Raw genomic sequence first — 24,849 nt, 5'->3', positions numbered from 1 at the left:
CGGGTGTTCAGGGCCCCGCCGATGACCGGCGTTTGACGCCCCGTTGACCCGTGTTTGGCCACCGATTGATCGATTCCGGTACGGGTTGGCGGGATTTCAGAGTCTGGTGTGACGGACAAGTGCGCAGTTATGCTCCCGCCGTGGAGCTCGAGGTGAGGCACCTCCGTGCACTGTGCGCCATAGCCGACACCGGCAGCCTACGGAAGGCGGCGCGTCAACTGGGCATGACCCAGCCGTCCTTGACGACCCAGCTCCGGCGGATCGAGAACACCATCGGCGGCCGGCTGTTCTCGCGGGAGGTCACCGGCAGTCGGCCGACCCCGCTGGGGCGGTCCGTGCTGTGCCGCGCCCGGCCGATCGTGGCCGAGATGAACGCCCTCGTCGACGAGGTCCGGCTGGAGGCGAGGCAGACCGCGGACGCCCGGCTGCGCATCGGCAGCACGGGCAGCCGGGCCGTGGTCGGCTGGCTGCGCAGGCTCCGCGCCCGCTACCCGGACGCGGACACCACCATCCACATCGACGTCTCCGCCAACGCGCTGCTCCAGATGGTCGCCGCCAACCAGCTGGACGTCGCCTTCGTCCACGAGGTCGAGGGCGCGCCGCTGCGGGTGCCCGAGGGCGTGGAGCGCCGCGTGCTCGTGGAGCGTGAGCCGCAGTTCGTGGCGCTGGCCGAAACCCATCCGGCCGCCGCGCGGCCCGTGGTGCGGCTCGCCGACCTCGCCGCCGACCAGTGGATGGTGGACCCCAGCGTGGACGGCGAGGGCCCCGGGCTGCGCAGGGTGCTGGCCGCCGCGGGGCTCAATCCGAGGGTCGTCTACGGGGACTATCTGACCGCCGCCGACCTGGTCGCCTCGGGCGAGGTGGTCACCCCCTGCCAGCCCACCGCGCGGTCCCGCCAGGGCGTGGCGGTCCGCCCGCTGCACGGGGATCCGCTGACGGTCCGGCTGTTCCTGGCCTCGCGGGCGGTCCCGGCGGCGGCCCGTAGCGGCGCCGACGGATTCGCTCCGGGCGCGGTGGTCCGTACCGGTGCCGCGGAACCCGTCCCGGGCGCGGTGGTCCGTACCGGTGGCACCGAACCCGTCCCGGACGCGGTGGTCCGTAGCGGCGCCGCCGAACCCGTCCTGGACCCGGTGTCCGGTGTGCCCATCGGCGTCGACACCACGGAGCCCGGTGCGGCGCCCCTCGACGTCGATGCTGACGTCGACGCCCCGGCGCCCGGTGCGCCCCTCGACGTGGACGCCTTCTTCGGCGACCTCGCGGACGCGTACTTCGAGATCGCCTGGGCGAGCGTCGCGTACCGCCAGTGGCTGGTCCGCAACGAGAGCCCGCTGCTGCGCTTCCAGGAGCCCCCGACCCGCGACGAGCTCGACATCCTGGGGCTCGCCGGGCCCGCCGAGGTCTCGTAGCCCAGAACGCGTAACCCCGCACGCGTAGATCCGAACTCGTAACCCCCAAGGCGTGGCGGGCGATGACTTTCGCTCCGCCGGGCGGTCCAAGCACACGGGACCGCACCGGACCGCACCGGACCGCCACGCCATGCGAGGAGCGAGCAGATGATCACCGAGCACGAACCGCAGACCGCGCTGGACACCCGTTTCAGCAGCCCGGACGCCACCGCCACCGCCTGGCCGGAGGGGCGGGCGGGGCTGGCGGCCGCGGAGCTCTACTGGCTGTCCACGGTCCGCCGGGACGGCCGCCCCCATGTCACCCCGCTCGTCGCCGTCTGGCTCGACGGCGCGCTCTGCTTCTGCACCGGCCCCGCCGAGCAGAAGGCCCGCAACCTCGCGCACAATCCGCGCTGCGTCCTCACCACGGGTGCGGGCGTGCTGCGCGAGGGTCTCGACCTGGTGGTCGAGGGCACGGCCGAGCCGGTGCGGGACGACGCCACGCTGCGGCGGATCGCCGCGGCGTACGTGGAGAAGTACGGCGCGGAGTGGACCTTCGAGGTGCGCGACGGCGCCGTCCACCACGAGAGCCATGAGGCCCTGGTCTACCGGGTCGCCCCGGCCACGGCGTTCGGCTTCCGCAAGGGCGAGTACGGCCAGACGCGCTGGCGCTTCTGACGTCCACGGGTCACCCCCCGGCCGCCCCGCGCCGTTCCCCGCCGCCCCGGGCCGTTCAGTCCAGCCGGTCCAAGTCGAGCAGTTCGCCGGGCAGCCCCACCGGCAGCGTCTGCTCCGACCAGATCGTCTTGCCCTCGGCGGTCTGGCGGCTTCCCCAGCGCTGGCTGAGCCGCGCGACCAGCAGCAGCCCGCGGCCGCCCTCGTCGAAGGTGCGGGCGCGGCGCATATGCGGGGCGGTGCTGGAGGAGTCGGTGACCTCGCAGATCAGCGAGTGGTCATGGATCAGCCGCAGCTGGATGGGCGGGACGGCGTGCCGGATGGCGTTGGTGACCAGCTCGCTGACGACCAGCTCGGTGGTGAAGACGGCCTCGTCGAGCCCCCATTCGGTCAGCCGCTGCGTCACGTTCCGGCGGGACCGCGCCACCCACGCCGGGTCGGCGGGCACGTCCCAGGTGGCCACGTGCGCCGCGTCCAGGGCGCGGGTGCGGGCGAGCAGCAGCGCGACGTCGTCCAGCACGCCCTCGCCGGGGAGGAGCGTGCGCAGCACGGCGTCGCAGGTGCCGCTCAGGGAGCCGCAGGGGTGGGCGAGCGCGTCGGCCAGCAGCAGACGCCCCTCGTCCACATCGCGGTCCCATTCGCCCATCAGCCCGTTGGTGTAGAGGGCGAGCACGGCGTCCTCGGGCAGCTCGGTCTCCATCGCCTCGAAGGGCAGCCCGCCGACCCCGAGCGGCGGTCCGGGCGGCACCGGCAGGAACTCCACGGAGCCGTCCGGCCTGGCCAGCGCCGGGGCGGGATGCCCGGCCGCGGCCAGCGAGCAGCGGTGCGAGACCGGGTCGTAGACCGCGTACAGACAGGTGGCCCCCACATCCCCGGTGGCCTCCTCGGCCCCGGTCTCCGCGGCCAGGTGGATCACCAGGTCGTCGAGGTGGGTGAGCAGTTCGTCCGGCGGCAGATCGACGTCGGCGAGGGTACGGACCGCCGTCCGCAGCCGGCCCATGGTGGCCGACGCCTGGATGCCGTGGCCGACCACATCGCCCACCACCAGCGCGACCCGCGCCCCGGAGAGCGGGATGACGTCGAACCAGTCCCCGCCCGCGCCCGCGTACGGGCCCGCGGGCAGATAGCGGGAGGCGACCTCGACGGCCGGCGGCTGGGGCAGGGTCTGCGGCAGCAGGCTGCGCTGGAGGGCCAGGGCGGTGTTGCGCTCCCGGGTGAAGCGGCGGGCGTTGTCCACGCAGACGGCGGCCCGGGTGGTGATCTCCTCGGCCAGCACCACATCGTCCTGGGTGAACGCCTCGGGGGTGCGGTGGCGGGCGAACACGGCCACTCCGAGCGTCGTCCCCCGCGCCCGGATCGGCACCGACATGATCGAGTGGACGCCGAACCGCCGGATCGCCTGGGCGCGCTGGGGTTTCAGCGCGCCCCACTTCGCGATCGAGGGGTCGGTGGACGCGTGGATGATGGGATGCCCCGCCACCAGGCATTCGGCTATCGGCGAGACCTTCGGATAGGTGTCCACCTTCCCCACCGGCACCACGGCCTCGGGGCATCCCTCGTAGATGGACTGCCGGGCGGCGCGGCGCAGCACGACCGGGTCGGTGAGCGGCCCGGACGGCAGCTCCTCCTCCTGGGTCAGCCGGTCCAGCAGGTCGATGCTGGCGTAGTCGGCCAGCCGCGGTACGCAGACGTCGGCGAGCTCCTGCGCGGTGTGGTCGATGTCGAGGGTGGAGCCGATCCGTTCACTGGCCGCGCTCAGCAGCAGCAGCCGCTGGCGGGCCAGATACTGATCGGTGATGTCGTGCGCCGCCATGCAGACCGCGTAGACCCGCCCGTCCCTCGCCTGTAGCGGGGCGAACCTGGCCGACCACGCCTGCTCCTTGATCTCGCCGCTTCCGGGGCGCAGATATGTCTCCACCTCGCGCGGCTCGCCGGTGGTCAGCACATGGCGCATGGCCGCTTCGAGCTGTTCGCTCTGGAGCTTGCCCTTGATCTCCGACAGCCGCAGACCGCGGATCTCCGCCTCGGGGAGGCCGGTGACGCGGGCCATCTCGGCGTTCACCTTGCGCAGCCGCAAATCGGCGTCGTAGATCGCCATCGGGCAGGGCGACTGGGCGTAGGCCCATTGCATCAGCGCGTCGTTCCACGACTCGGGGGGCTGCTCCGCCCGGGGTGCCGCGGTCACCAGCAGCCAGTCGCCCTCCGGCCGTCTGCGGTGCGCCAGCAGCGGTACGGGCACCTCGCGGCCGTCCCGGTGGCGCAGCGCCACGGTCCCGTGCCACCGGGTCAGCCGGGCGCGGGCATGGCGGGCCTCGGCGCCCGTCGCGCGGCCCGGGTCGGCCAGCAGCTCGGCGGCAGGCCGCCCCACGACATCGGGGGACGGATGCCCGAGCAGTCGGCGGGCGCCCTCGTTCCAGCTGGTCAGCGTCCCATCGTCGCTGACGGTGGCTTGTGCCGTATCCGTTTCGTCGAAGCCGCCCCGCTCCCGTGCGGAGCCGCTGTCGTGGCGCTTCATCCTCGCCATCCCTCCGGGACGGCACCGGGTCCGTCCACCAGGGCTCTCTTCCAGCCTGGTCCACTCCGGTCCGGGCATCAACCACAGCCCGGAGCTTGGAGCCCGGAGCCCTGAGCCCGGGGCCCGGAGCGGACGGCTTGGGGCGCGCGCGGGTCAGACCACCGCGGGCCGCGCGGGCCGCAGGTGGCGTCCGGCCCACTCGGCGAAGCCGGTGAGCGGGAGGCCGAGGGCCCGCGCGAACTCGGGGCGGGCGGGCTGGTCGACCGCGTTCAGCCACTCGTGCCCGAGGCCCCACTGCGGCATCCCGGCGGCGAGCGCCTCGTCCATGGTCATCGACGGGGCGGTCACTTCGGCGCCCGTGACCTCGGAGAGGACCTCGGCGACCCGGGTCATGGTCATGTGGTCGCCCGCCAGTTCCAGCTCGACCTCATGGAACCGCTCGGGCTCCGCGATGGCCGCGGCCGCCGCCGTGCCGATGTCGGCGACGGCGATGAGGGAGAGCTCGGTGCCGGGCTCGAGGATGGTGGCCAGGCCGCCCTCCGGGCCGTTCGGGAGCAGGGACAGGAAGTTCTCCATGAAGAAGGCGGGCTTGAGGAGCGTCCAGTGGCGGAAACCCGCCTCCCGGATCCGGTCCTGGAGGCCGCTCTTGGTCGCGAAGTAGTGCTCCATCGCCGCCCAGCGGCCCTCCGCCCAGCCGGGCGCGGTGTGGTGCTGCCCGGCGCCCGAGACGGAGGTGTGCACGAACTGCGCCACCCCCGCGTCCCGCGCGGCCTCGATCAGGTTGCGCCCCTGGATCCACTCGGAGTCGCCCTGGAGATCGTTCATATCGGGCATCTGGATCGAGAAGACGGCACGCGCCCCCTCGGCGGCCCGCCGCACCGAGTCGAGATCGAGCAGATCGCCGCCGACCAGCTCGGCACCGAGCGCCGCCACGGCCCTGGCCCGCTCGCCGGTCGGATCGCGGACCAGGGCCCGCACGGGAACGCCCGCCGAGAGCAGGGCACGGGCGGTGGCGCCGCCCTGCTGTCCGGTGGCACCGGTGACGAGGACGGGGGCGGAGGTCGGGGATTGCGAAGGCATGCTGCTCCTCGGGCAGAGGTGAAATCGACTCATCGACAAGTCGACTGAGAACGCTAAACGGCGGGCCCCGCCACTTACGACTCGGTACGATACGGAGGCCCCCGCCACTTAGCAACCCTTGGCAACCCGGAGGTGACGCCATGCCCGCCCAGCGCGCGGACGCCCGGCGCAACTACGCGCGCATCCTCGCCGTCGCCGAGGAGGAGGTCGCCACACACGGCGCCGACGCCTCCCTGGAACAGATCGCCCGCACCGCCGGAGTCGGCTCGGCCACCGTGCGCCGCCACTTCCCCACCCGGCGGGCCCTGCTGGAAGCGGTCTTCCGCGAGCGCATCGACTCCCTGGCCACCCGCGCCCGCGAACTCGCGGAGGCGGACGACGTACGGGCCGCCCTGCTGGACTGGCTGGGCGCGCTCACCGTCTACTCCGCCACCGTCCAGGGCTTGGCCACCGCGCTCCTACGGGACGGCGAACTCGACCCGGAACACGCGAACCCCTGCGTGAACACCCTCGCCGAGGCGGGCGAACCCCTGCTGCGCCGAGCCGCCCAGGCCGGCGCGGTGGCCCCCGGCGTAACCCCGGTCGACCTGGTCACCCTGATCGCCGGCATCGCCCTGACCACCCAACACCACCCCGACCCCGCCACCGAGGCGACCCGCCTGCTGCACCTGACCGTGGCGGGCATCAGCCCGCGGGGGTGAGATGCGGGGGCGTCAACCCCGGCGCCCGGCAAGGCCATTCACGACCCGGCAAGGGCAATCAAGCCAAAGAAGACCGCACCCGGGCCGCTCGGGGCGGCTCGGGTGCGGTCTGGTGGTGCTGAGGAAGGGCGGGGTCAGCCCTTCTTGGTCTCCCAGAAGATCTTGTCGATCTGGGCGATGTAGTCCAGGGCCTTCTGACCCGTGGCCGGGTCGGTCGAGCCCTTGGCCGCGCTCAGGGCCTTGAGGGTGTCGTTGACCAGCTGGTGCAGCTCGGGGTACTTCTCAAAGTGCGGGGGCTTGAAGTAGTCGCTCCACAGCACCGAGACATGGTGCTTGGCGAGCTCCGCGCGCTCCTCCTTGATGGTGGTGGCACGAGCGCGGAAGTGCGGGTCCTCGTTGGCCTGGTACTTCTCCTGGATGGCCTTGACGGACTCGGCTTCGATGCGGGCCTGGGCCGGGTCGTACACACCGCAGGGCAGGTCGCAGTGGGCGCTGACCTGAACCTTGGGGGCGAACAGGCGGGAGAGCATAGAGCTGTCCTTCCATTCGTGATCGTCTTCTCAGGTGCGAGATTACTCCGTGGGGGAAGCCTTTTCTCGGGTGCCCCGGGGGGCTTAGGTCAAAAGTCCAGTGCAAGGCTGGGATGCCTGGGATCGTGATGGGTGCAGGGTGAGGACCGGAGGTGCCGTGATGCGGGAGCAGCAGGGCGATCGCGGGCAGGAGTCGGACCGCGACCAGCGCGGGCTGCTGCGGATCGGGCTCGCGGAGGTGTACAACCCGTCGATGCAGCCGACGCTGTACCCCGGCGATCAGTTGGTGGTGCGCTACGGCGCGCCCGTACGGCCGGGGGACGTGGTGGTGCTGCGCCATCCGTTCCGGCAGGATCTGCTGATCGTCAAGCGCGCGGTGGAGCGGCGCGAGGGCGGCTGGTGGGTCAGGGGCGACAACCCGTACGTGGAGAACGACAGCCGGGAGTTCGGCGTCGTGCCGGACGAGCTGGTGGTGGCCCGGGCCTGGGTGCGGCTGCGGCCGCTGCGGGGCGCCGGGCGCGGTGGTCAGCGGTCGATGGCCGGGCTGGTCTCCTGGGCGGTGTCCGCCGTACGGCCCGTGGGTTCGCGGTCCTGGCGGCGGCTGCGCTCGGCGCCGGCCGTCCGCTCGGCGTCCAGGCGTTTGCGGGCGCGGTAGGCGGCCACATTGGCGCGGGTGGCGCAGCGGTCGGAGCAGTAGCGCCGGGAACGATTTGTCGATGTGTCGAGATAGGCGTTGCGGCAGGGTGACGCCTCACAGATGCCCAGCCGGTCGGCGCCCAGCTCGGTGAGGTGGAAGGCCAGCCCCATCGAGGCGGTCGCGGCGTATCCGGCGCCCGCGTTGGCGGCGTAGTCCGCGATGTGCATATGCCACTTGGGGCGGCCGTCCTCGTCGCGGAGCTCATGGCCGGAGATCTGCGGGCTCACCGGGAACTCGATGAGCAGCGCGTTCAGCAGGTCCACCGCCAGTACCTCGTCGCCGCCCGCCGCCGCCTCGAAGACCGCGCGCAGCCGGGCCCTGACCGACCTCAGCCGGGTGACATCCGCGTCGGTCGTCCGCCGGGCCTGACTCTCCCCGAAGAGCGCCCGTACGGCCTCCACCGAGGTCAGGGTGTCGGTGCCGCGGCTCGGCTCCTCGCTGTTGACCAGGCGCACGGCGAGATCCGAGTAATAAGCCAGTTCCACTTGTGGTCCTTACGAACGGCGGTCTATGGTCGCATCAGGTCAGGTAAGAGGCGTTCTGCCTACTAGGGTATTACGGGCGGCGGCGCCGAGACGATGACGCATGGCTTGGAGGGGCTCGATGACGGACACCGTCGCCGTGGCGGACTGGCAGGCGTGGCAGCGGAGCTGGGACCGGCAGCAGGAGTGGTACCTCCCCGATCGTGAGGAACGGTTCCGGGTGATGCTCGACGCGGTCGAGGCCGTCGTCGGCCCGGAGCCCCGGATCCTCGACCTGGCATGTGGCACGGGCAGTATCTCGGACCGGGCGCTGCGCCGGTTCCCGGGCGCCACCAGCACCGGCGTGGACCTCGACCCCGCGCTGCTGACGATCGCCCGCGGCCACTTCGCGGCCGAGCCGCGCGCCGAGTTCGTGACCGCCGATCTGCGCGACCCGGCGTGGACCGAGCGGCTGCCGCACCGCGCGTACGACGCCGTGCTGACCGCCACGGCGCTCCACTGGCTGCGCTCGGACGAGCTGCGGGTGCTGTACGGGCAGGTCGCGGGCGTGGTGCGGGAGGGCGGGGTGTTCCTCAACGCCGACCACATGCCCGATCCGGAGACGCCCCGGCTCAACGCGGCCGACCACGCGTACCAGAAGGCGCGGCAGGCGCGGGCCAGGGCCGAGGGCACCCAGGACTGGGTGGACTGGTGGCAGACCGCCGCGCGGGACGAGGCGCTGGCGGGGCCGGTCGCCGAGCGGTTCTCGATCTTCGGCAATCCGGCGGACGGGCCGGACCACGCGAACGGCGTGGCCGAGGCGTTCCAGCCGGTCGCCTGGCATGTGGACACGCTGCGCGCGGCGGGCTTCGGGGAGGCACGGGCCGTCTGGTGCTCGCCCTCGGACGCGATGGTGCTCGGGCTGAGGTGATCCCGGGGCGGAGTGCGCGAGGGCGGTACGGGCAGGTGCCCGTACCGCCCTCGCGCATGTGCGGCGCCTAAGCGCTCCGCTGGAAGTGCCCTGACCTGCCGTCGATCGTCCGCGGCGCCGTCGTGGCTGGTCGCGCCCGCGCGGCGGAGCCGCACATCGACACGGCCCCGCGCCGCTTGGGGGCGCCACCGAACCCCAGCCGAATTCCGTCGATCCGGTTAGAGCACCTTGGACAGGAACGACTTCGTCCGCTCGTGCCGCGGATTGGTCAGCACCTCCCGCGGATGCCCGGACTCCACCACCACGCCGTCGTCCATGAAGACGACCGAGTCCCCGACCTCGCGCGCGAAGCCCATCTCATGCGTCACGACGATCATCGTCATGCCGTCCTCCGCGAGCCCGCGCATCACATCGAGCACATCGCCGACCAGCTCCGGGTCGAGCGCCGAGGTGGGCTCGTCGAAGAGCATCAGCTTCGGCTCCATCGCCAGCGCCCGCGCGATCGCCACGCGCTGCTGCTGGCCGCCGGAGAGCTGGGAGGGGTAGTTGGCCGCCTTGTCGGCGAGGCCCACCCGGTCCAGCAGCTTCAGCGCGCGCTCCCGGGCCACCGCCTTGGACTCCCGCTTGACCTGGACCGGCGCCTCGATCACGTTCTCCAGCGCGGTCATGTGCGGGAAGAGGTTGAAGCGCTGGAACACCATGCCGATGTCGCGCCGCTTCTCGGCGACCTCGCGGTCCTTGAGCTCGTAGAGCTTGTCGCCCTTCTGGCGGTAGCCGACCAGATCGCCGTCCACGTACAGCCGCCCGGAGTTGATCTTCTCTAGGTGGTTGATGCAGCGCAGGAAGGTGGACTTGCCGGAGCCGGACGGGCCGATCAGACAGAACACCTCGCGCGGGGCGACCTCGAGGTCGATGCCCTTGAGGACCTGAACCGGGCCGAAGGACTTGTGGACGCCCTCGGCCTTCACCATCGCGGTCATGCGCCGACACCTCCGGAGCGGTTGCTGAAGGAGAGCAGATTGGCCCGGACCCGCTGGAGCGGGGTGGCCGGGAGGCTACGGCTCGAGCCGCGCGCGTAGTACCGCTCCAGGTAGTACTGGCCGACGCTGAGCACGGAGGTGAGGATCAGGTACCAGGCGGCCGCCAGGAAGAGCATCTCCGCCGTGGCGCCGGAGTTCTGCCCGACCTCGGAGGTGGCCTGGAGCAGATCCCAGTACTGCACCGCGATCACCAGCGAGGTGGTCTTGAGCATGTTGATGAACTCATTGCCGGTCGGCGGCACGATCACCCGCATCGCCTGCGGCAGCACCACCCGGCGCAGCGTCTTGGCGTGGCTCATGCCGAGCGCCTGGGCGGCCTCGGACTGGCCCTCGTCGACCGACTGGATGCCGGCCCGGCAGATCTCGGCCATGTACGCGGCCTCGTTCAGGCCCAGGCCCAGCAGGGCGGCCAGGAACGGGGTCATGAAGTCCGACCACTCGTCCTTGTAGATCGGCATGATGTTGATGTAGTCGAACACCAGGCCGAGGTTGAACCAGACGAGCAGCTGCACATAGACCGGGGTGCCGCGGAAGAACCAGATGTAGCCCCAGGCGATGGAGGCGGTCACCGGGTTCTTCGACAGCCGCATCACCGCGAGGATGATGCCGAGGGCCACGCCGAGCACCATCGAGAGGATGGTGATCCAGACGGTGTTGCGAACGCCCCTGAGGACCTCGCCGTCGAAGAAGTAGTCCGGGATGGCGTTCCAGTTGACGTCACCGCCGGCGAAGGCGGAGATCAGCAGGACGATCAGGGCGATGGCGATGATCGCTGCGACCCAGCGGCCGTAGTGCCGCACCGGGATGGCCTTGATGCTCTCCGGCGCCGGCGGCGGGACGTCGACCGGACCCGCCTTTTCGATCTTAGTAGTCACGGATGGTGCCTTTCAGCGCGAGCGCGGACGGGGGAGGGCCGGATCACTTGCCGCCGTTGATGATGGCCTTGGTGACCGCGCCGTCCTTGACGCCCCACTTCGCGATGATCTTGTCGTATTCGCCGTTCGCGATGATCAGGGCGAGGGCCTGCTTGAGGGCATCGCGCAGCTGGGTGTTCTTCTTGGCGACGGCGATGCCGTACGGGGCCGCCTCCACCTGATCGCCGACGAGCTCGAAGTCCTTGCCGCCGCCGGAGGTCTTCACCGCGTACGCGGCGACCGGGAAGTCGCTGGAGCCGGCGACGGCGCCACCGCCGCGCAGCCGGGTCTGGGCCTCGGTGTCATTGCCGAAGGCCTCGACCGAGATCTTGCCCTTGCCGTTCTTCTGGCAGGTCTTCGACTGGGACTTGGCCAGGTCGTGGGAGACCGTGCCGCGCTGCACGACGATCTTCTTGCCGCACAGGTCGTCCCAGGTCTTGATGCCCGAGTTGGCGCCCTTCTTGGTGTAGATCGAGACACCCGCGGTGAAGTAGTCGACGAAGTCGACGCCCTCGCCCGCCTTCTTGCCGGTGTCCGGGTCGACGCCCTCCTGGCGGCCCTTGTTGTCGGTCATGGCCGACATGGCGATGTCGTAGCGCTTGGAGCGCAGACCCGAGAGCAGGGTGTCGAAGGTGCCGTTGTTGAACTCGAACTTCACCCCGAGCTGCTTGCCGAGGGCGTCGGCGATATCCGGGTCGATGCCCATGACCTGGCCGTTCTTCTTGAACTCGACCGGCGGGTAGTTGATGTCCGAGCCCACCTTGATCACCTTGGAGCTCTGGATCTCCTTGGGCAGCTGGTTGAACAGCGGGGCGGAGTTGCTGTTGGACCCGCCCGTGGCCTTGTCGGTCTGATCGCCGCAGCCCGTCAGCAGCAGGGCACCCACCACCGCTATCGCGCCGACGGGGGCCATCCGGGACTTCAGGGTGGCCCCACGGGGCGTGAAGCTGGTGGTCATGCTGATTCCTCCGGCAGGGTGAGGGGGTGAGATCTGGGGAACACGTTTGTGGGTGTCGCGATCTCGTGTGATTGGGGCATCTTGCCATCGGACGGGCCCGTACGGGCCGCTGGCCATGTCAAAATCGGATAACGGGCGATCCCCGTGGTGCACAACCGGACAGCGGTACCGGCCCGACAGCGGCGGCCGGTGACGCGGGGCAGGCTCATGATCATGCGGGGAACAGCGCGTGACGGTGGCGTGGACTTTCCCTAGAGCTTTGCCCGCCTTCGGGCGTAATGCCTGGTTTTCCGGCGTCATGGCACCAGAACTCGTTCGTCCCTCGACGCGCGCTTCAGGTAGAACAGACGGCTACACCCCTCACCCGGGGCTCAGGGCGCGTGTGCGACGCGCCCGGCGTTCGTACCCACACCCATGCGGTGGTCATCCGCTGAATGGGACGACGCGGTGCCCGCCCGCTCCGAACCTGGGGCGGATACCCTCGACAGAAAAACGACAAAGGGGTCAAAACAGTGGCAGCGGAGATGGTCAATCCTCGCAGCGACAGCACAAGCGGCAGCGGCGAAGGAGCCGAAGGCGTGACCGACGGGGAGCCCTTCGATCCGGCGTTCGCCCTGCACCGCGGCGGCAAGATGGCCGTCCAGGCGACCGTGCCCGTGCGCGACCGGGACGATCTGTCCCTCGCGTACACACCGGGTGTGGCCAAGGTGTGCAGCGCGATCGCCGAGCAGCCCGAGCTGGTCCATGACTACACCTGGAAGTCCCAGGTCGTGGCCGTGGTGACGGACGGCAGCGCGGTGCTGGGGCTCGGCGACATCGGTCCGGAGGCGTCCCTTCCGGTGATGGAGGGCAAGGCGATCCTCTTCAAGCAGTTCGGCGGTGTGGACGCGGTGCCGATCGCGCTCGACTGCCGGGACGTGGACGAGATCGTGGAGACTGTCGCCCGGTTCGCGCCCTCGTTCGGCGGCGTCAATCTGGAGGACATCTCCGCGCCCCGCTGCTTCGAGATCGAGCGCAAGCTCCAGGAGCGGGTCGACATCCCGATCTTCCACGACGACCAGCACGGCACGGCGGTGGTCACCCTCGCCGCGCTGCGCAACGCCGCCAAGCTGACGAACCGCGCGCTGGGCCAGCTGCGCGCCGTCATCTCCGGGGCGGGCGCCGCCGGTGTGGCCATCGCCCGGATCCTCACCGAGGCGGGCATCGGCGATGTGGCGGTGTGCGACCGCAAGGGCGTCGTCTCGCCGGACCGCGAGGACCTCACCGACGTCAAGCGCGAGCTGGCCGGCTTCACCAACAAGGCCGGGCTCACCGGGTCCCTGGAGGCCGCGCTGGACGGCGCCGACGTCTTCATCGGCGTCAGCGGCGGCACGGTGCCGCAGGACGCGGTGGCCAAGATGGCGCCGGACGCCTTCATCTTCGCGATGGCCAACCCCAACCCGGAGATCCACCCGGACGTCGCCCACCAGTACGCGTCCGTGGTCGCCACCGGGCGCAGCGACTTCCCGAACCAGATCAACAACGTCCTCGCCTTCCCCGGCATCTTCGCGGGCGCCCTCCAGGTCCGGGCCTCCCGGATCACCGAGGGCATGAAGCTCGCGGCCGCCGAGGCGCTGGCCGCCGTGGTGGCCGACGAGCTGAGCGCGGACAAGGTCATTCCCTCGCCGTTCGACGAGCGGGTCGCCCCCGCCGTGACCGCGGCCGTGGCCGCGGCCGCCCGTGCGGAGGGTGTGGCGCGCCGCTGACGCCGGTGGCGTTGGCTTGCGGTCAGGTGCGTTTACGGGCCGGGCCGCCCCTCCGGCTGAGGGGCTGTCCGGCCCGTGCGCTGTCCGGCGGGCGAGCTGTCCGGCGGGCGAGCGGGGTCACACCGTGGTGCGGTTCCGCGGGGTCGCCCCGCGCCCTAAGGTCGGGATCATGTTCGCTGCCTATGCCGCACGTATCGACCGTGACCAGCCGCTGAGCGGCCTCGAACTGGGGGAGCGCCCCGAGCCGGAGGCCCGGCCCGGCTGGACCACCGTGAACGTCAAGGCCGCCTCGCTCAACCACCACGACCTGTGGTCGCTGCGCGGTGTGGGCCTCGGCGAGGAGTCGCTTCCGATGATCCTCGGCTGTGACGCGGCCGGGATCGACGAGGACGGCAACGAGGTCGTCCTCCACTCCGTCATCGGCCAGAGCGGACACGGCGTCGGCCCGAAGGAGCCCCGCTCCATCCTCACCGAGCGCTACCAGGGCACCTTCGCCGAGAAGGTGACCGTCCCCAGCTGGAATGTGCTGCCCAAGCCCAAGGAGCTCTCCTTCGAGGAGGCCGCCTGTCTGCCCACGGCGTGGCTGACCGCGTACCGCATGCTGTTCACCAACGCGGGGGTGCGCCCCGGCGACAGCGTCCTGGTCCAGGGCGCCGGGGGCGGTGTGGCCACCGCCGCGATCGTGCTGGGCGCGGCCGCCGGGCTGCGGGTGCTGGCCACCAGCCGTGACGAGGCCAAGCGGGCCCGCGCCGTCGAGCTGGGCGCCGAGGGCGCGTACGAGCCGGGGGAGCGGCTGCCGCGCCGGGTGGACGCGGTGATCGAGACGGTGGGCGCCGCGACCTGGTCGCATTCGGTGAAGTCCCTCAAGCCCGGCGGCACCCTGGTGATTTCGGGCGCCACCAGCGGCCCCAACCCGAAGGCCGCCGAGCTCAACCGGATCTTCTTCCTGGAGCTGAAGGTGGTCGGCTCCACGATGGGCGGGAAGGACGAGCTGGAGGACCTGCTGAGCTTCTGCGCGGCGCGCGGGGTGCGGCCGGTGATCGATTCGGTGCTGCCGCTGGACCGGGCCCGTGAGGGGTTCGAGAAGATGGCGGGCGGCGATCTCTTCGGCAAGGTCGTACTGACGGTGTGAGCCGTACTGACGGTCTGAATATCGCGGGGGCATATTCCCGGGCGTTGTGCGGGTCCCCGGCCGTTGCGTGGGCTGTTGCGCGGGCCGTTGCGCGGGCCGGGGATTCGCGGAGTAATGCGGGCGGCCCGCCGACCGTCACGCTCCAGTGAATTCCTGGAATTCCGTTACGACGCCGACGGCCGTACGAAGCTCCGCCGGAAGCGATAGGAGCGGGACGAGGCACCCACCCGGCCGGGGAAGTCGAGCACCCGGTCCCAGGCGGGCGAGCCGCCGCCGCGCGGCCCGTCGGCCGCCAGCGCCGCCTCGTACGCCTCCACGTCGGTCCAGTGGGCGTAGTTGAGCACCCGGGCCCGGTCGGTGGACAGATGGCGCTCGCCGTCGGCGATCAGATGGAAGTCGGCGGAGAGCAGGCCCGGGTCGGGCTCGCTCTCCAGGGCCTCGATGACCAGATCCACCCAGGACCGGCGGACTTGGGGATCGGGGTCGTTGAAGTCGATCTCGACCACGACGAACAGCCCGGGGTCCGTCGTGGCGCCCTGGGTGGCGGCCGGTGCCTGGAAGCTGCGGTAGTGGCGGTAGTAGGCGAGGCCGAGCCGCTTGATGTCCGGGACCGCGGCGTCGATCGCGTCGTTGCGCTGCTGGCGCTGGGTCCGGAAGAAGGCGTGGTACGCGGCCTCGTCGGCCCACTGGGAGTGGTGCATCAGCGTATCGCCGTCCGTGCCCTCGTAGAGGTTGTACGAGAGCAGCTCGGGCGCCGGCCAGGGGCGGCTGTCCCAGGCGGCGGCGATGGCGTCGACGGCGGCCCGCTGCCGCTGCGGTGTGCCGACGCTCCAGGTGCTGAACAGTGCGGCGCCCACATCGGGCCGGGTGAGATCGGGCAGCGGTCCGGGGCTGGTCGGGGCGGACATGGCGGGCTCCTCGCGGTTGGGGACGTCGGAACGTCGGAACGTCGGGACGCCGGGGCATCGGGATGCCGGGCAAGCCGGGGGAGAGGGCATCGGTGCCGGAGGGGCGCGCTCCCCCGTGGTGCGCCCCTCCGACCCCGATCCTGAAACTTCAACCGCGGTTCAGGTCAAGCGGGCAGGGGTGCGGCGCCGCATATGGGTGCTTTCCCCTCCCCGCCCCTTCCCGCTACCAGGGGCTCCGCCCCTGGACCCGGGGCCGGGGGTGCCGGGCCCCGGCCCCCGGCCCCCGGCTCCCGGGCCCCGGCCCCCGGCCCCCGGGCTCTGGACCCCGGCCCCCGGGCTCTGGACCCCGGCCCCCGGGCGGCCCCGGGCCCTGGACCCGGGGCCCTGGACCCCGGGCCGGGGGCGGGGCAGGGGCGGAGCAGCCCGCCCCGGGCGGCGCGATCCGTCGGGCAACCCTGGGCGCGGGCGCCCCTGTCTGCGGCATCGGTGTGCGGTTTCGCTGCGTCCCAGAGGCTGGGGTCTGGGGCTGAGCCCCAGCTTCGGGAAGGGGCGGGTAGGGGAACAGCCCGCCCTGGGTAGCGCGATCGGCCGGGCATCCCTGGGTGCGGCTGGGCCGCGGTATCGGTGTGCGGCCCCACCGCGTGGCGGGGGCTCCGCCCTAGACGCCGGGGCCTGGGGCAGAGCCCCAGTTTCGGGGAGGGGCGGGGAGGGGAGCAGCCCCGCCTCGGGTGGCGCGATCCGTCGGGCATCTCTGGGTGCGGGGGGGTAGTCCCTGTCTGCGGCATCGGTGTGCGGCCCCACCGCGTGGCGGGGCTGCTCCCCAGAGGCCGGGGTCTGGGGCTGAGCCCCAGTTTCGGGGAGGGGCGGGTAGGGGAGCAGCCCGCCGCAGGCGTCACCCCGACCCGGACAGCAGCCCTACGCCCGCTCCCCCCGCAGCCGCGCCGTGATCCGCGCCGCGGCCGCCCCCAGGTGGTGGCGGGCCTCGGCCAGCTGGGCGTCCGTCACCCCGTGGTCGCGGGCCGCGTCGCGGACGTCGTCCCGGAACCGGTCGAGCAGCCGCTCCAGATCGCGGGCGGGGGCGCCGGAGGGGGTGAAGTCCCTCGCCCACTCGGGCTCCCGCACCCCGGCCGTACCGCCGCCACCACCGACGCCATCGCCCCCGGCGCCCGGCTTCTCCTCCGCGCCGCCGCCCCCGGCGCTCCGCTTCTCCTCCGCGCCCCCGCCCCCGGCGCTCCGCTTCTCCTCCGCGCCCCCGCCCTCCGGCTTCGTCACGTCCACCCGCTCCACCGTGACATCAGGCCCGGACGCCTCGTCGTCGTCCCAGCCCCAGCCCCAGTCCGAGCGCGAGGCGCCCGGCCGGGAGATCCGGCCCATACCGCGTGACACCTCGGCCAGCCCCTCGCGCACCGCCCGCTGCCAGTCGCCCGCCCGGATGTGCTCCTGCGTCTGCTCCTGGACCCGCCGGGCGATCCGCTGGACCTCCTCGCGGGCGAAGTCCTGCGCGTCCCTGGCTTGCTTACGGGCGCGCTGGGCGTCCTGCCGGGCCCGCCGGCTCTCCTCCTTGGCCCGGCGCGCCTGCTCCTTCCACTCCTCCTTCGCGCGCCGCATCTCCTCCTTCGCCTGCCGCCAGGTCTCCTTGTCGCCCCACGCCCCCTCCCACGGGGCCTGCTTGTCCTGGGCGCCGCCGGAGGCGCGGGCCTGCTGGGCCGCCTCGCGCATCTCCCGCCGCAGATCGCTCGCGGAGCCGCGGACGTCCTCCCGGATCTCGGCGGCGAGTTCGGCGACCGACTCGCGGATCTCCAGCTCCAGATCGGCCAGCTCACCGCTGCGGTCGGCCAGTTCGGCGCGCCCGGCGTCGGTGATGGAGTAGACCTTGCGGCCGCCCTCGGTGGTGTGGGTGACCAGACCCTCGGCCTCCAGCTTGGCCAGCCGCGGATAGACCGTGCCGGCCGAGGGCGCGTACAGCCCCTGGAACCGCTCCTCCAGCAGCCGGATGACCTCATAGCCGTGGCGCGGCGCCTCGTCGAGCAGCTTGAGCAGATACAGGCGCAGTCGGCCGTGGGCGAATACGGGGGGCATCAGAGGACCTTTCCCTGGGTGCCGTCGGTGGAGTCCGTGTCCGTGTCCTTGTCGTCCTCGGACGGCGGACGGCGCAGCAGCGCGATGGCGCCCGAGACGGTGGTGGCCTTCAGGCTGCCATTGCCCGTGCCGAGCCGGCCGGTGATCCTCTTGGCTCCCCACTGGCCGGTGACCCGCAGATCGTCGAAGCCGTTGGAGACCGAGCCGCTGGCCGTGTTGGCCTCCACCTCCGCGTCGGTGGGGTGCGGCAGCCGGATGGCGATCTCACCGGAGACGGTGGTGAGGCAGATGTCGGAGCACTTGGGGGCGGGCGCCAGGTCGAGCACCATGTCGCCACTGACCGACTCGGCCCGTACGGAGGGCCCCGAGCCCTCGATCACGGTGAGGTCGCCGGAGACGGAGTGGAACCGCAGATCGCCGGTGACGGCCTGGGCCTCGACCCGGCCGGATACGGTGTCGGCCTGGACCGGTCCGGTCAGCCCGAGCAGGGTGAAGTCGCCGGAGACGCCGTGCAGCTCGGCACGGCCGGACAGCCCGGAGACCACGGCGGAGCCCCCGACCACGCCGACGGTGGCGCGGGTGCCGACGGGCACGGTGAGGGTGACATGGGCGGTGCGGGTGTAGTGCCCGAGCCACTTGCGGAAGCCTTTACGGGGGAGGTCGTCATAGCCGACGCTCAGGGTGCCGTCGATGTGGGTGACCTTCAGCGGCGGGCCGTCGATCTCGGAGACCTCAAGGCGGGCGGGGCCGGGGGCGGCGCCGACCACATTGACCGTGCCGCCCGCGATCTGGACGTCGAGCGCGGACACCGGGTCGTCGAGGGTGAGCTTCTGTGGCGCGTTGATCGACCACTGTGATCGGGCTGACATCCCTGGCCTCCCCTGGCTGGACGTGCGACGCGCCATCTGGACGCAACATATCGTGTCTCCTGCACAACACGATATATCGCGGCCGGGCGGAGTCAAGCCCGGTCCGCCCCCGTCCACCCCCGGTCTGTCCCCGATCCGCCCCCGCTCCGGCCCCGGTCCGCCCCTGATCCATCCCCGCCCCGGCCTCGCATCCGTGCACAAACGCACGAGGTGGTGGAAGATGCATGGCGCAACCATCGTTTCTCTGTGGGCTGAATCGCATTTTTTGAAGAAACTTCTCCGGACTGAGAATTTCCGCTAGAGCCTCGCTAGAGCCCTGGTAGAGCATCATGGAGACATATGTTCGGGACTGTTACCTTCGTGGCCTCAGAATCGGGAAGGAAGAGGGGCCGTGGGGGGAATGACGACACAACCCTTGAATACCTCGGTACCACAGCAGGACGCGGAGCCGAACTCGGTTGCCCGGCTGTTGTTGCGGGCGGCGCGCGACCATGCCCATTCGGGGGTGCGTTATCTGGTCGGCCCCACCGCGAGTGAATCCGTGCGGCAGTCTTATCCGGAACTTCTGGAATCGGCGCTCGGGCTTCTCTCCGCACTCCGCGACCGGGGATTGCGGCCACGGGACAAGGTGGCCCTGCTGCTGGACCGGCAGCCGGAGTTCCTGACGGTCTTCTGGGCCTGTCTGCTGGGTGGCTTCGTGCCCTGCCCGATGGTGCCGATCTCCGGCGACCCGGCCCGCTGGGCGGCCCAACTCACCCACGTCAACGAGCTGTTGGACGGCCCGCTGCTGGTGACCACCGAGGCGACGCGGGCCGAGCTGCCCGAGGTGCCCGGGCTCGCGGTGGCCGTCATGGAGGAGCTGCGGGCGGCCGAGGACGCCTCCGGGGACGCCTCCGGACACGCCTCCGGAGCGGAGCGCGGACAGCCGCCCGCCGTGCACTCCGCGGCCCCGGACGACCTCGCCCTGCTGGTGCTGACCTCCGGCTCCACCGGGAATTCCAAAGCGGTCATGCTGACCCATGGAAATATCCTGGCGTCGATGGCCGGAAAGGCGGGGAAGCAGCGGCTCACCGCCGCCGACACCACCTTCAACTGGATTTCCTACGACCATGTGGCCGCGCTTCTCGAAGCGCATATGCTGCCGCTGTACGTGGGTGCCGAGCAATTGCATGCGGAAGCCGCGGTCATTCTCGAGGAGCCGCTGCGTTTCCTCCGGATCATATCCCGCCACAAGGTCACGATGACCTTTACGCCGAACTTCCTTCTCGGTCCGCTCAATTCCTCCGTCCATGAGGTGGCGGAGGAGATATCGGCGGGCGGCGAAGGGCTCGATCTCAGCGCGCTGCGCCATATCGTCAGCGGTGGTGAGGCGAATGTCGTCGCGACCGGCGAGGCATTCCTGGCGCATTACGCCCCGTACGGACTGCGGGAGGCCGCGCTCTGGCCCGCCTTCGGCATGACCGAGACCTGCGCGGGCAGCATCTACAACCGCGCGTTCCCGGCCACCGACGCGGGCCAGGAGTTCGCCAACCTCGGCACCCCCGTCGAGGGGCTGCGGATCCGGGTCGCCGACGACGACCACCGGGCGCTGCCCGAGGGCGAGGTCGGCGAGCTCCAGCTCAGCGGCCCGATGATCACCCCCGGCTACTACAACAACGCCGAGGCCACCGAGGAAGCCTTCACCCCCGACGGCTGGTTCCGCAGCGGCGACCTCGGCCGGATCGACGAGGGCAGGCTGACCCTCGTCGGCCGCAGCAAGGACAGCGTCATCGTCAATGGCGTCAACTACTTCAGCCATGAGATAGAGGCCGCGCTGGAACAGCTCGACGATGTCGCCGGCGGCTATGTCGCGGCGTTCCCGACCCGCCGCCCCGGCAGCGACACCGAGCAGCTGGTCATCGCCGTCAGCCCCGAACCGGCGGACGACGACGAGGCCGGGCTGCACCGCATGATCACCGCGGTGCGCTCCACCGTCGTCATGCACTGGGGCTTCCGGCCCTCCCTCATCCTGCCGCTGCCCAAGGACGCCTTCCCCAAGACCAGCCTCGGCAAGACGCTGCGCCGCCGGATGCGCCAGCGCCTGGAGTCCGGCGGGTACGACGACGTCATCGAGCGCGTCGCGGAGCTGACCACCCGCCGGCTCGGCGGCCACACCCCGCCCGAGGGCGAGACCGAGCGGATCCTCGCCGGGATCTACGCCGAGATGTTCGACACCACCGCGGAGCGGATCAGCGCCACCGCCAGCTTCTTCGACCTGGGCGGCACCTCGCTGGACATCCTGCGGCTGCGCCGCCAGGTCCACCGGCGGCTGGGGGTCGCGGACCTGCCGGTCATCACGGTGCTCACGGCGCCGTCGGTACGGCAGCTCGCCGCCCGGCTCGACGGCGGCGGCGCGCCCGGCGGCGCGGCGTACGACCCGGTCGTCACGCTCCAGTCCGGTGGCGAGAAGACCCCGCTGTTCTGCGTCCACCCCGGCGTCGGCGAGGTCCTGGTCTTCGTCAACCTCGCGAAGTACTTCGTCGGCGACCGGCCGTTCCACGCGCTGCGCGCCCGGGGCTTCAACGAGGGCGAGAAGCCCTTCACCAGCTTCCAGGAGATGGTGGAGTGCTATGTGGAGGCCATCCGCGCCCGCCAGCCGCACGGCCCCTACGCCGTGGCCGGATACTCCTACGGCGGCGCCGTGGCCTTCGAGATCGCCAAGGTGCTCGAGGCCCAGGGCGAGCGGGTCGACTTCGTCGGCAGCTTCAACCTTCCGCCGCACATCAAGTACCGCATGGACGAGCTCGACTTCATCGAGACCGCGACCAACCTGGCCTTCTTCCTCGACCTGATCAACAAGAAGCAGTCGCTCGACCTCCCCGCCGAGCTGCGCCCGCTGTCCCGGGAGGAGCAGCTCGCGCATCTGCTGCGGATCGCCCCGCCGGCCCGGCTGGACGAACTCGACCTGGACCTGGCCAAGTTCACCGCCTGGGCGGAGCTGGCCCATGGCCTGACCACCCTGGGCCGCGACTACCACCCCAGCGGCACCACCCGGTCCATGACGGTCTTCTACGCGATCCCGCTGCGCGGCACCAAGGAGGACTGGCTGGCGAACGAGCTGCGCCGGTGGGACGACTACACCACCGAGCCCAACCGGTATGTGGACGTACCCGGTGAGCACTACACACTGATGGGCCCGCGGCATGTCGCGGCCTTCCAGGCGGTTCTGCGCAGGGAGCTCGACCGTGCGCTGGACGACGCCGACCGGGCCCGGACCGCGGGCCAGTCATAGGACCCGACAGGGCCAGGCACAAGGAGAAGAGCAGGGTGGAAGGCAAGAAGATCCTGGTCACCGGCGGCACCGGGCAGGTCGCCCGGCCGGTGGCCGAGGCGCTGGCCGGGCGCAACGAGGTGTGGTGCCTGGGCCGGTTCGGCACCCCCGGTGTCGAGAAGGAGCTGAACGACCAGGGGATCACCACATTCCGCTGGGATATGAACGACCCGCGCGAGGCGGCGTACGAGGGGCTGCCCGACGACTTCACCCATGTCTTCCACTCGGCGGTGCGCCGCGGTGAGGACGGCGATGTCAACACGGCCATCGAGGTCAACTCGGTGGCCACCGGCCGGCTGATGTCCCACTGCCGGACGGCGGAGGCGTTCCTCTTCGTCTCCACCGGGGCGCTCTACAAGCGGCAGACCCTCGACCACGCGTACACCGAGGACGACCCCGTGGACGGAGTGGCCGACTGGCTGCCCGCCTACCCGGTGGGCAAGATCGCGGCGGAGGGCGCGGTACGGGCATTCGCCCAGGTGCTGAACCTGCCGACGACCATCGCCCGGCTCAACATCGCCTACGGCCCCGGCGGCTACGGCGGGGTACCGATGCTCTACTTCAAGCGGATGCTCGCGGGCGAGCCGATACCGGTGCCCATGGAGGGCCAGAACTGGTGCTCCCTCCTCCACACCGACGATCTCATCGCCCACGTCCCCCATCTGTGGCAGGCCGCGTCGACCCCGGCCACGCTGGTCAACTGGGGCGGGGACGAGGCGGTCGGGATGACCGACTGCGTGCGCCATCTGGAGGAGCTCACCGGGGTCACCGCCCGGCTCGTGCCGAGCGAGGTCACCCGGGAGACCTACCAATTCGACCCCACGAAGCGGCGGGAGATCACCGGCCCCTGCCGGGTGCCGTGGCGCGAGGGCGTACGGCGCACGCTCCAGGCGCTCCACCCCGAGCACCTTCCGTCTTGAGCCGCGGCAACGCCGCCGTCCGAGGAGTGGCCACCACCATGGCATCACCGAACATCGAGGCCATCCAGGCCTGCTACGCGGGTTTCCGCGACCGCGACATCGAGGGGATCCTCTCGGGCATGCACCCCGATGTGGAGTGGGTGCATCCGGAGGGGATGGCCAAGTACGGGCTCGGCGGCACCAAGCTGGGCCATGCGGGCATCAAGGAGTTCCTCGCCCGGGTGCCGACCGTGCTGGGCGGGATGAGGCTCGCGCCGAAGGAGTTCATCGAGCAGGGCGACCGGGTCGTGGTGTTCGGCACCCGCGAGGTGACCTCGCTGAGCGGGAGGACCGTGACGCTGGACTTCGTCCACTCGTGGACGATGCGGGACGGCAGGGCGACGAGGATGGAGGACATCTTCGACACGGTGGCGTTCCATGAACTGATCGAGAGCTGACCGGAATCGCACGGCGGCCGTCCGCTCCCGAGCCGGGAAGGGGCGGGAGCGGACGGCCGTTCTTCCGGAAGATCTCAGACCGTACGGACTCAGACGATACGGACTCAGACCGTACGGAAGACCTCTTCGTACTCCAGGCGCGGCAGCCGCTCCATCCAGGCGTCAGGACCCGGCTTGCCGATGTTGACCACACAGACCGCGGCGTGCCGCCCGTCCTCGAAGAACTCCTTGGAGACGGCCGCGTGGTCGAAGCCGATCATGGGCCCGGCGGCGAGCCCCGCGGCGCGCACGCCCAGGATGAAGTAGCCTACCTGGATCGCGGTGTTGAACCGCGCCGACCCCTCCCGGGCCTCGGGGTCGGCGAAGATCGCCTGCGGGTTCTCCATGAACGGCACCAGCCGCGGCAGCTCCTCATGGAAGTCCAGGTCCGCGGCGAGCACCGCCACCAGCGGGGCCTTGGCCGTCTTCTCCTGGTTCCGCCCCGTCATATGCGCCACCAGCCGGGCGCGCGCCTCCTCCGAGCGCACCAGCACCACCCGCAGCGGCTGCTGGTTCAGCGAGGTGGGGGCGTACTTGACCAGTTCGTGGATGGCGCGGACCTGCTCGTCCGTCACCGGCTCATCGGTGAAGGTGTTGGCCGTACGGGCCTCCAGGAACAGCTGCCGCTGCGCCTCCGGCGCCAGGGTGAGAGGGCGCAGGGCCTCGCTGCTCTCCGGTGCGCTCATGGAGCTCTCCTTGTGAAGCGATGGTGAAACGACGTGATCCGCCGATGAATTAATTGGACTAGACGGGCTAGTCCATCGCGGTAAACGAAGGCTAGACTCACAAGTCCATCGAGGGCAAGACCGGCTTGGGGCGAGGAGGTTGGGCCGTTGCGGACGGACAGCGGTCCCCGGCGCGGCGCGGCGGGACGGCCCGTGGGCCCCCAGCCCGCCAAGCGGCAGGCGATATTGGAGGCGGCGGTGGCCGTCTTCCTGCGCGAGGGGTACGACCGGGCGAGCGTGGACGTCATCGCGGACGAGGCCCGCGTGTCCAAACAGACCGTCTACAACCACTTCGGCGACAAGGAGCGGCTGTTCATCGCCGCCGTCGAGGAGGAGCGGGAGCGGGTGGCGGCCGGTTTCGCCGCCGGTTCCCCGTACGCCCTCGGGCCGGACGGCGCCGGGCCCCCCGAGGCCTACGACTCCGGCGACGCCCGCACCGCGCTGCTCGCCTTCGGCCACCGGGTGCTCGCCGTACTGCTCGACGCGCGGGCCTCCGCGCTGCGCCGCCTGGTCATCGCCGAGGTCGCCCGCCACCCCTCGCTGCGCCCCGCGTGTGCGGAGGGGGAGCCCCAGCAGCTGGTGAAGTACCTCGCCGAGATGCTCGGCCGGCGCACCGGCAGCGGTGAGCTGAGCGTGCCGGATCCGGCCACCGCGGCCCGTCAGTTCGTGGCCCTGATCATCCAACAGGGGCTCTACCAGTCGATGTACGGCACCCGCCCGCTCGCCGAGGACGAGGCCACGGCCGTCTGCGAGAGCGCCGCCGATCTGCTCGTCCGTGCGTACGGCCCATGAAGCCGT

Annotated in this window: 20 protein-coding genes and 2 pseudogenes; 11 read left to right on the top strand and 11 right to left on the bottom strand. The window is 71.4% G+C overall.

Annotated elements, in window-relative coordinates; all coding sequences use genetic code 11:
* Positions 1–140: 140 nt before the first annotated feature.
* Positions 141–974 (top strand): annotated as a pseudogene (locus ACT2CW_RS11560) (LysR family transcriptional regulator); the annotation flags it as partial.
* Positions 975–1,553: 579 nt separating this feature from the next.
* Entirely contained in the window at positions 1,554–2,063 is a 510-nt protein-coding gene (locus ACT2CW_RS11555) for a pyridoxamine 5'-phosphate oxidase family protein (protein ID WP_432048885.1), read from the top strand.
* A gap of 55 nt (positions 2,064–2,118) precedes the next feature.
* Here ACT2CW_RS11555 and ACT2CW_RS11550 read toward each other — a convergent pair whose 3' ends face one another.
* Together ACT2CW_RS11550 and ACT2CW_RS11545 are read right to left on the bottom strand one after the other, a co-directional pair.
* Positions 2,119–4,575, bottom strand: coding sequence for a SpoIIE family protein phosphatase (locus ACT2CW_RS11550; RefSeq protein ID WP_445516472.1), 2,457 nt, complete (start codon positions 4,573–4,575; stop codon positions 2,119–2,121).
* Between the two features lie 153 nt (positions 4,576–4,728).
* Entirely contained in the window at positions 4,729–5,655 is a 927-nt protein-coding gene (locus tag ACT2CW_RS11545; RefSeq protein ID WP_445516471.1) for an NmrA family NAD(P)-binding protein, read from the bottom strand.
* Positions 5,656–5,795: 140 nt separating this feature from the next.
* Here ACT2CW_RS11545 and ACT2CW_RS11540 point away from each other — a divergent pair, with 140 nt between their 5' ends.
* Positions 5,796–6,356, top strand: coding sequence for a TetR/AcrR family transcriptional regulator (locus ACT2CW_RS11540; protein ID WP_414082924.1), 561 nt, complete (start codon positions 5,796–5,798; stop codon positions 6,354–6,356).
* A gap of 134 nt (positions 6,357–6,490) precedes the next feature.
* On the opposite strand, the gene sodN is transcribed toward ACT2CW_RS11540, so the two are convergent.
* Complete coding sequence (sodN, locus tag ACT2CW_RS11535) at positions 6,491–6,886, bottom strand: superoxide dismutase, Ni (RefSeq protein ID WP_037965025.1); 396 nt, start codon at positions 6,884–6,886, stop codon at positions 6,491–6,493.
* A gap of 160 nt (positions 6,887–7,046) precedes the next feature.
* Between sodN and ACT2CW_RS11530 the strand changes: the two are divergent.
* Positions 7,047–7,307: pseudogene (locus ACT2CW_RS11530) on the top strand (S24 family peptidase); the annotation flags it as partial.
* Between the two features lie 104 nt (positions 7,308–7,411).
* Here the strand turns inward: ACT2CW_RS11530 and ACT2CW_RS11525 are convergent.
* A complete protein-coding gene (locus ACT2CW_RS11525) occupies positions 7,412–8,068 on the bottom strand; it encodes a CGNR zinc finger domain-containing protein (RefSeq protein WP_311766797.1) in 657 nt (218 codons plus the stop codon).
* Between the two features lie 118 nt (positions 8,069–8,186).
* On the opposite strand from ACT2CW_RS11525, the gene ACT2CW_RS11520 reads away from it, so the two are divergent.
* On the top strand, positions 8,187–8,975 hold the full coding sequence (locus ACT2CW_RS11520; RefSeq protein WP_445516470.1) for a class I SAM-dependent methyltransferase: 789 nt from the start codon (positions 8,187–8,189) through the stop codon (positions 8,973–8,975).
* Between the two features lie 218 nt (positions 8,976–9,193).
* Here ACT2CW_RS11520 and ACT2CW_RS11515 read toward each other — a convergent pair whose 3' ends face one another.
* Genes ACT2CW_RS11515 through ACT2CW_RS11505 form a run of 3 tightly spaced genes read right to left on the bottom strand, consistent with a single transcriptional unit; the run spans position 9,194 to position 11,887 of the window.
* Positions 9,194–9,946 carry an amino acid ABC transporter ATP-binding protein gene (locus tag ACT2CW_RS11515; protein ID WP_037965037.1) on the bottom strand — a complete coding sequence of 251 codons (753 nt, stop codon included), beginning with the start codon at positions 9,944–9,946 and terminating at the stop codon, positions 9,194–9,196.
* A gap of 5 nt (positions 9,947–9,951) precedes the next feature.
* Entirely contained in the window at positions 9,952–10,890 is a 939-nt protein-coding gene (locus tag ACT2CW_RS11510; protein WP_182469985.1) for an amino acid ABC transporter permease, read from the bottom strand.
* Between the two features lie 43 nt (positions 10,891–10,933).
* Complete coding sequence (locus ACT2CW_RS11505) at positions 10,934–11,887, bottom strand: ABC transporter substrate-binding protein (protein WP_164428201.1); 954 nt, start codon at positions 11,885–11,887, stop codon at positions 10,934–10,936.
* 512 nt (positions 11,888–12,399) lie between these two features.
* On the opposite strand from ACT2CW_RS11505, the gene ACT2CW_RS11500 reads away from it, so the two are divergent.
* Both ACT2CW_RS11500 and ACT2CW_RS11495 read left to right on the top strand, forming a co-directional pair.
* Positions 12,400–13,632 carry an NAD(P)-dependent malic enzyme gene (locus tag ACT2CW_RS11500; RefSeq protein ID WP_138913861.1) on the top strand — a complete coding sequence of 411 codons (1,233 nt, stop codon included), beginning with the start codon at positions 12,400–12,402 and terminating at the stop codon, positions 13,630–13,632.
* A 169-nt stretch (positions 13,633–13,801) separates the two neighbouring features.
* Positions 13,802–14,764, top strand: coding sequence for a zinc-binding dehydrogenase (locus tag ACT2CW_RS11495; protein ID WP_164428199.1), 963 nt, complete (start codon positions 13,802–13,804; stop codon positions 14,762–14,764).
* Positions 14,765–14,928: 164 nt separating this feature from the next.
* Here the strand turns inward: ACT2CW_RS11495 and ACT2CW_RS11490 are convergent, their stop codons facing one another.
* The 3 genes from ACT2CW_RS11490 to ACT2CW_RS11480 all read right to left on the bottom strand — a co-directional run bounded on the left by ACT2CW_RS11490 (position 14,929) and on the right by ACT2CW_RS11480 (position 18,620).
* Entirely contained in the window at positions 14,929–15,672 is a 744-nt protein-coding gene (locus ACT2CW_RS11490; RefSeq protein ID WP_445516469.1) for an antibiotic biosynthesis monooxygenase, read from the bottom strand.
* Positions 15,673–16,587: 915 nt separating this feature from the next.
* Complete coding sequence (locus ACT2CW_RS11485; RefSeq protein ID WP_445516468.1) at positions 16,588–17,751, bottom strand: helix-turn-helix transcriptional regulator; 1,164 nt, start codon at positions 17,749–17,751, stop codon at positions 16,588–16,590.
* Positions 17,751–18,620: a DUF4097 family beta strand repeat-containing protein gene (locus ACT2CW_RS11480; protein ID WP_182472097.1), complete on the bottom strand. Its 870-nt coding sequence runs from the start codon at positions 18,618–18,620 to the stop codon at positions 17,751–17,753. Before ACT2CW_RS11480 ends, ACT2CW_RS11485 begins: the two co-directional genes overlap by 1 nt.
* A gap of 400 nt (positions 18,621–19,020) precedes the next feature.
* On the opposite strand from ACT2CW_RS11480, the gene ACT2CW_RS11475 reads away from it, so the two are divergent.
* The 3 genes from ACT2CW_RS11475 to ACT2CW_RS11465 are packed head-to-tail and all read left to right on the top strand — an operon-like array spanning position 19,021 to position 23,287.
* A complete protein-coding gene (locus ACT2CW_RS11475) occupies positions 19,021–21,891 on the top strand; it encodes an AMP-binding protein (RefSeq protein ID WP_445516467.1) in 2,871 nt (956 codons plus the stop codon).
* A 35-nt stretch (positions 21,892–21,926) separates the two neighbouring features.
* Positions 21,927–22,850, top strand: a complete 924-nt coding sequence (locus ACT2CW_RS11470) for an NAD-dependent epimerase/dehydratase family protein (protein ID WP_138913855.1) — start codon at positions 21,927–21,929, stop codon at positions 22,848–22,850.
* A gap of 38 nt (positions 22,851–22,888) precedes the next feature.
* Positions 22,889–23,287, top strand: a complete 399-nt coding sequence (locus tag ACT2CW_RS11465) for a nuclear transport factor 2 family protein (protein WP_086884810.1) — start codon at positions 22,889–22,891, stop codon at positions 23,285–23,287.
* A 104-nt stretch (positions 23,288–23,391) separates the two neighbouring features.
* On the opposite strand, the gene ACT2CW_RS11460 is transcribed toward ACT2CW_RS11465, so the two are convergent.
* On the bottom strand, positions 23,392–24,012 hold the full coding sequence (locus ACT2CW_RS11460) for a malonic semialdehyde reductase (RefSeq protein ID WP_414082917.1): 621 nt from the start codon (positions 24,010–24,012) through the stop codon (positions 23,392–23,394).
* A 147-nt stretch (positions 24,013–24,159) separates the two neighbouring features.
* Here ACT2CW_RS11460 and ACT2CW_RS11455 point away from each other — a divergent pair, with 147 nt between their 5' ends.
* Entirely contained in the window at positions 24,160–24,843 is a 684-nt protein-coding gene (locus ACT2CW_RS11455) for a TetR/AcrR family transcriptional regulator (protein WP_138913854.1), read from the top strand.
* Positions 24,844–24,849 lie beyond the last annotated feature (6 nt).

The sequence above is a fragment of the Streptomyces sp. NEAU-174 genome (genome assembly GCF_052665095.1).
This window is presented reverse-complemented; position numbering and strand designations above follow the sequence as displayed.

What these genes read in the sequence shown, in the direction of transcription:
- ACT2CW_RS11485 (WP_445516468.1), bottom strand. Translation starts at nt 17,751, where the DNA reads ATGCCCCCCGTATTCGCCCACGGCCGACTGCGCCTGTATCTGCTCAAG.
- ACT2CW_RS11545 (WP_445516471.1), bottom strand. Translation starts at nt 5,655, where the DNA reads ATGCCTTCGCAATCCCCGACCTCCGCCCCCGTCCTCGTCACCGGTGCC.
- ACT2CW_RS11515 (WP_037965037.1), bottom strand. Translation starts at nt 9,946, where the DNA reads ATGGTGAAGGCCGAGGGCGTCCACAAGTCCTTCGGCCCGGTTCAGGTC.
- ACT2CW_RS11540 (WP_414082924.1), top strand. Translation starts at nt 5,796, where the DNA reads ATGCCCGCCCAGCGCGCGGACGCCCGGCGCAACTACGCGCGCATCCTC.
- ACT2CW_RS11475 (WP_445516467.1), top strand. Translation starts at nt 19,021, where the DNA reads ATGACGACACAACCCTTGAATACCTCGGTACCACAGCAGGACGCGGAG.
- ACT2CW_RS11495 (WP_164428199.1), top strand. Translation starts at nt 13,802, where the DNA reads ATGTTCGCTGCCTATGCCGCACGTATCGACCGTGACCAGCCGCTGAGC.
- ACT2CW_RS11465 (WP_086884810.1), top strand. Translation starts at nt 22,889, where the DNA reads ATGGCATCACCGAACATCGAGGCCATCCAGGCCTGCTACGCGGGTTTC.
- ACT2CW_RS11550 (WP_445516472.1), bottom strand. Translation starts at nt 4,575, where the DNA reads ATGAAGCGCCACGACAGCGGCTCCGCACGGGAGCGGGGCGGCTTCGAC.
- ACT2CW_RS11520 (WP_445516470.1), top strand. Translation starts at nt 8,187, where the DNA reads ATGACGGACACCGTCGCCGTGGCGGACTGGCAGGCGTGGCAGCGGAGC.
- ACT2CW_RS11460 (WP_414082917.1), bottom strand. Translation starts at nt 24,012, where the DNA reads ATGAGCGCACCGGAGAGCAGCGAGGCCCTGCGCCCTCTCACCCTGGCG.
- ACT2CW_RS11490 (WP_445516469.1), bottom strand. Translation starts at nt 15,672, where the DNA reads ATGTCCGCCCCGACCAGCCCCGGACCGCTGCCCGATCTCACCCGGCCC.
- sodN (WP_037965025.1), bottom strand. Translation starts at nt 6,886, where the DNA reads ATGCTCTCCCGCCTGTTCGCCCCCAAGGTTCAGGTCAGCGCCCACTGC.
- ACT2CW_RS11480 (WP_182472097.1), bottom strand. Translation starts at nt 18,620, where the DNA reads ATGTCAGCCCGATCACAGTGGTCGATCAACGCGCCACAGAAGCTCACC.
- ACT2CW_RS11505 (WP_164428201.1), bottom strand. Translation starts at nt 11,887, where the DNA reads ATGACCACCAGCTTCACGCCCCGTGGGGCCACCCTGAAGTCCCGGATG.
- ACT2CW_RS11555 (WP_432048885.1), top strand. Translation starts at nt 1,554, where the DNA reads ATGATCACCGAGCACGAACCGCAGACCGCGCTGGACACCCGTTTCAGC.